Annotated in this window: 5 protein-coding genes; 1 reads left to right on the forward strand and 4 read right to left on the reverse strand. The window is 47.7% G+C overall.

Going from position 1 to position 4,614, the window contains the following annotated elements:
- Positions 1–879, forward strand: an 879-nt coding sequence (locus Q0294_RS03720; protein WP_299461055.1) for a hypothetical protein, incomplete at its 5' end; no start/stop codon positions are given.
- Between the two features lie 28 nt (positions 880–907).
- Here Q0294_RS03720 and scpB read toward each other — a convergent pair.
- From scpB to Q0294_RS03740, 4 genes are all read right to left on the reverse strand, one after another.
- A complete protein-coding gene (scpB, locus tag Q0294_RS03725; protein ID WP_299461057.1) occupies positions 908–1,720 on the reverse strand; it encodes an SMC-Scp complex subunit ScpB in 813 nt (270 codons plus the stop codon).
- Positions 1,721–1,727: 7 nt separating this feature from the next.
- The gene (locus Q0294_RS03730) at positions 1,728–3,311 is read right to left on the reverse strand and encodes a hypothetical protein (RefSeq protein ID WP_299461059.1); all 1,584 of its coding nucleotides are present in this window, start codon (positions 3,309–3,311) and stop codon (positions 1,728–1,730) included.
- Between the two features lie 409 nt (positions 3,312–3,720).
- On the reverse strand, positions 3,721–4,398 hold the full coding sequence (locus Q0294_RS03735) for a pyridoxamine 5'-phosphate oxidase family protein (protein WP_299461061.1): 678 nt from the start codon (positions 4,396–4,398) through the stop codon (positions 3,721–3,723).
- A 13-nt stretch (positions 4,399–4,411) separates the two neighbouring features.
- A partial coding sequence (locus Q0294_RS03740; protein ID WP_299461063.1) for a hypothetical protein occupies positions 4,412–4,614 on the reverse strand: 203 nt, incomplete at its 5' end.

The following is a 4,614-nucleotide window of genomic DNA, read 5'->3' on the forward strand; positions in this document are numbered from 1 at the left end:
TGGAATTATGAACCGACAAAAGAACTGATTTACCTGGGAGAAGATGTTTATGCGACCGATGTCTGGGGAAGAAGAATCATTCTGGAACGGGACCCTGATACGGGGCGTCATATACTTTCCGTGACAACTTCGCCTATCATCGTTCGAAATTCGAATAAAGAAATTGCTTATTGGCGGATGGCTGCACAATTTGAAAATGGAAAATCGAAGAGTGAGTACGGAGGCCACCCTGACGCGATCATCGGAAAAAATACGTTTTCGCAGAGTATTCGCGGAAAGGCCGTTTTAAATGTACCCAAGGGGTGGGAAACAGAACCGAAAGAGTGGGAATTTTCTTCGGGAGCAGGCGAAAATTATCGTCTGGACACGTTTATGACATTGCCTTCCAATGCAAGCCTGGGGAAAAAAGATGTGTCGATCGATTTCGAAATCTTTGCAGAACGCAAGTATTCGATTCGCGTTCACAGACCTTATCATGTAGGGCTGGGAGATATTATGGTCAAGGTTGTCGATAAAAAACTCGAGGGCAATTTGCTGGAAGTCGAGCAAATCATCGTCAATAATACATCACCGCTCGAAACACTTCAGTTTCGTTGCAGCCTGTTCATTCCCAGCATGAAGCGTTTGCAGCGGTTTATTACAGAACTCAGAAATGGTCAGGATCGTAAACTGTATTACATCCCTAACGCAGATGCTTTGAAAGGCAAGGAACTCTGGATTCGGGCGGAGCAGACGAATGGTCGTCGGATTTTGAATTATCGCTGGATCGTGGGCGAAAACTGGGAGAATCCTGATTCGATTCCCCAAAAAGAGATGAAAGTGCAAGAACAGATCAAAGTGCAAGACCCGGTTGAAGAGAAAGATCCGGAAGTACGTTAACAACTCCCTGTTTTGCTCGTAAATTCAGTCAGGCTGCATGCGTATCTTCGTTTTCCTCTTCCAGGAGATTGATTTCGGAATTGGGTGGGAGCTCTGTGTCGGGTTCTGATTCCGATTCGGAGATTGCCTCCGGATGTTGCGAAGGCCTGATTCGCAGCGTTTCTCCCATCGGTAGTTCGTCCAGGCTTTTCAGCCCGAAGATTTCCAGAAATTTCCGGGTTGATTCATAGAGAAAAGGCCGCCCGAGCGAGTCATCTTTTCCGTTGATTCTCACGAGGCCTCGATCCATTAATTGTTTTAACATTTCGGCGCTCTGGACACCACGAATGGACTCTATATCAGCACGTGTGATTGGCTGGCGGTACACAACCATTGCCAGCGTTTCCATTGCCGGTGCAGAGAGTTTGAGGGCCGCCTGTCTCTGGTGAAGTTTATTGAGCCAGAACGCATACTGCGGCTGGGTCATCATCTGATAACCGGTTGCCACGCGTTTAATGTGAAATGCAGAATTGGTTGCAGTAAAAGTCGCATTGAGTTTATCAATGATTTCGATGGCTTCTGCCGCATTGGCCAGGGTCGCCAGTTGTGAAATTTTTCTGGAAGAGAGTGCGCAGTCTGCAACAAACAGCACCGCTTCCACTTTGGCCATCTTCAAGCTGCGTCTGGTTTCCACTTCCTGATCAGAGGCAAACTGCTGATGTTCTCCCTGTAACTGGCGAATCAGAAAATGCCAGCCAAAGGCGGCAGCATTCGATTGCCTGGAGAGAGAGTGGCTGCAGGAGTAACCAGAATCGCGGGCTGGGCCCGGGTTACCGTTTAAAAGAGAGGGACTGGAAAACATTCGTGGTTTACCGAACAGTAAAGTTTTGTGTGTAGGTTGCCACTTTCTGACTGATTTCGTCTTCCACAGTCAATTTCATGACGTGGGGGCCCAATGAAATATTGCGTGGTATTTCGAATTTGTAACTGTGAAAGTAATCTTTGCGGACATTTCGACAGAGGTCTTCTGTCGTATCGAAGGGGATTTCCGCTACCAGATCTCCATTGGAACCCGCTTTGAAAATTTGAACTTTGGATTTTAATAGTGTTCGATACATGCCGTCGGCGGTCAGTTCGCTCGTGAAGTTTTCGATTTCGGAATAGACGAGTACCGGGCGGCCTGGCGTATATTCATCGCGTTCGAACCGTTCGTAACTTCCAAAGCTGCTGATCTTGTGGCAGAAGGCAACATTTTTCAGTTTGAGATTGGCATGTTCCTGCAGACGGGCGGTGGCTTGCCTTAATTGTGCGACGGTTTGTGTGGCACGATCTGCCTGATCCGGGATGGCCTCACGGTCGAAATAGTTGGCGACAGCCCAGAAAGTCTGCTGCCAGAATTCCTGATCAGCAGGATCAATTCCCGGTATCGCTTCTAACGCGCGTTCATGTTGATTGGCCATCAGGTACAGCATTCTGAGATAAACGTGCCGTTCAATAAAGTTCTGTTTCTCTTCAGGTGTCGTGCCTGTTTGTAATTGCGAAATTTCTGCTTCCGCGACAGAGATCAGTTGTGCCAGTTGATCTGCCGATGAATAATTCGCTAATTCTGTCGGGTTGATGGTCGATGCCGTTTTCAGATTGGCAGGCTCCTGAACCGCGGGCTGCAGCTGGGAATTAGCGGGTTCAAATGTCTGTGGAACACCATCCTGCTGCCCGGTGATTGCGGTGCTCGTGCGTGAAATGCCATTCTGTAATGCAGAGGTTCCCTGCTGGAATGCCGAGGACAGCTTTGATTTCAATGTCCCCACGACAGGGATATGATTGAGACCGTGACTGATGGTTTGCGATGTGGAATAGGCTTGAGGTGCTGTGGGATTAATGGCGGCCAGACCAGTTTCAGGATTTGTGCCGACTGCTTCCAGATTCCCGAGTCTTACCGGGTTTGACGTGGGGTTCATCTGAATATTGCCGGGCGGCAATTGACCGGGAGGTTGCAGTGTTTGCACGCTGGTTTGTACAACCGGCGATTCAAGACCTCCTGGTTGAGTGTGCCCTAACCCCGGAAGCATCACAGGAGCAGACATGTCTGGATTATTTTCTGCCAGTTGCTGCTCCTCATGCTGTTGCTCCAGACTGTTGACCATTCTCCGGGTACGGAGAATATTTTTGATCATGTCCGGATCGACGCCTTTGAAACTACTCAAATATTGTGCACGTTCCTGCGGAGTTGCATCTTTTAGTTCTTCATTGATATAGGCGAGGAGTTCGACATTATGAGTAGTCACTTTGCCAGATTTGTCTTTGGCTGTGGTCTCTTTATTTTTCTTTGCGCTGGGATCACTATTTTCAGAAGTGTCGTCGACGGCTACGACTGCGGTTTTTTCTACAGGCTTCTTTTTTGAAGCGAATAAATTTCCCCACTTCCAGGGCGCAGTGGGGGCTTTCCAGGCCATCGTTTGCTGGCCTGATGTTGAAGCACATCCACTGATCAAGAATAAAATTAGAACAGCAGGGAGTACCGTGCTGTACCGGAAATGTTTCATTACGTTGCCCGGATCAAAGGGGTAAAGGGCTCAATTGGTCAGGATGAGCACAATGTCTGTGCCGATCGTTAAATTATGTAAAGGGGATGCATGAATCAGAATGGAACTGATGCACTTGAAAGTACATCGTGTGACAGGAGAGTGGTTTTTTATGAAAAATTCCCAAATGAAGCAAGATCGATTCAAGAACTCAACGTTGTGAACCGGGAGACTGATGCCATCCTGACAACTAAGCATCTGCGAAAGAGAGGCACTGATGGGAAGTAATTTTCCGTAAGTGATTTTATGGAAAGTGTTTACGGGTACAATGGTAAATGGCCTATTTCCCGGTTTCTTTTTTTGCAGGGACCTTGAAAAAGTTTCCCCCTTTCAGCTGCATGTCATCTGTGCCCCAGGCGATGGCTTTATCCTGTTTAGCGAGTAAAGGAATGTGTTTTGAGCAGTGTATGTAAGCCTCTTCCACTTCCACTACGACCCAGCGCTCCGGTTTTTTACCATCTTCGGTTGAGATGTCATCCCTGATTTCCTGTGGCGTCTCTTTTGAATCCAGAAAATCCTCGTTTTCAACAATGCGTGCTGTGCCGTTGATGTGCAGACCAATGGTGGTTTTGAAAAAATCGAGAAACATCAAACCGATATGTGGGTTTTCTGAAATATTGCCGAGTGAGGCTAAGACGCCGTTTCCACGGTATTCCGGATAGGCCAGCGATTTCTGATTGAGAATCCGTACAAAACCGGGCAGACCGGCGCGGAATGAGCTGTCGCATTCACCTTTGGAATCGGAGGTGGCAATAAACAGCAGTTCCTGTTCCCGGATAAACTCCTGCATCCGGGGATTCAGGTAGTCGATCATCTGCCGGTCATAAAAACTGCTGGCTCGTTTTCCGGTTCCGTAGCGTTCTTGAAGCTTCCGCTCACCTTGAGAGCCGAAACAGGATTCCTGATATTCCATTACCTGATCCAAACTTTCCTGATTGGCTGAAGGACTCGCGAACACGATTAATCCTGATTTACGGCAATTTCCAGTTACTGTCGAACAACTCTGCCCAGACGGTCTTGTTTTCAAACGTTCCTGCTGCCGATTTCTTAAACTGAATGATGGCAATGTCTCCCAATTTGGGGAAGAGCCATGAATTGGAAGCAAGAAAATCTTTTTCATGCATCGTGTGTCCGGAATTAATCACCACATAACGATTCGGGTTTAAGGGATTCG

The sequence above is a fragment of the uncultured Gimesia sp. genome, assembly GCF_937919775.1.
Taxonomy (GTDB): domain Bacteria; phylum Planctomycetota; class Planctomycetia; order Planctomycetales; family Planctomycetaceae; genus Gimesia.

What these genes read in the sequence shown, in the direction of transcription:
- scpB (WP_299461057.1), bottom strand. Translation starts at nt 1,720, where the DNA reads ATGTTTTCCAGTCCCTCTCTTTTAAACGGTAACCCGGGCCCAGCCCGC.
- Q0294_RS03730 (WP_299461059.1), bottom strand. Translation starts at nt 3,311, where the DNA reads ATGGCCTGGAAAGCCCCCACTGCGCCCTGGAAGTGGGGAAATTTATTC.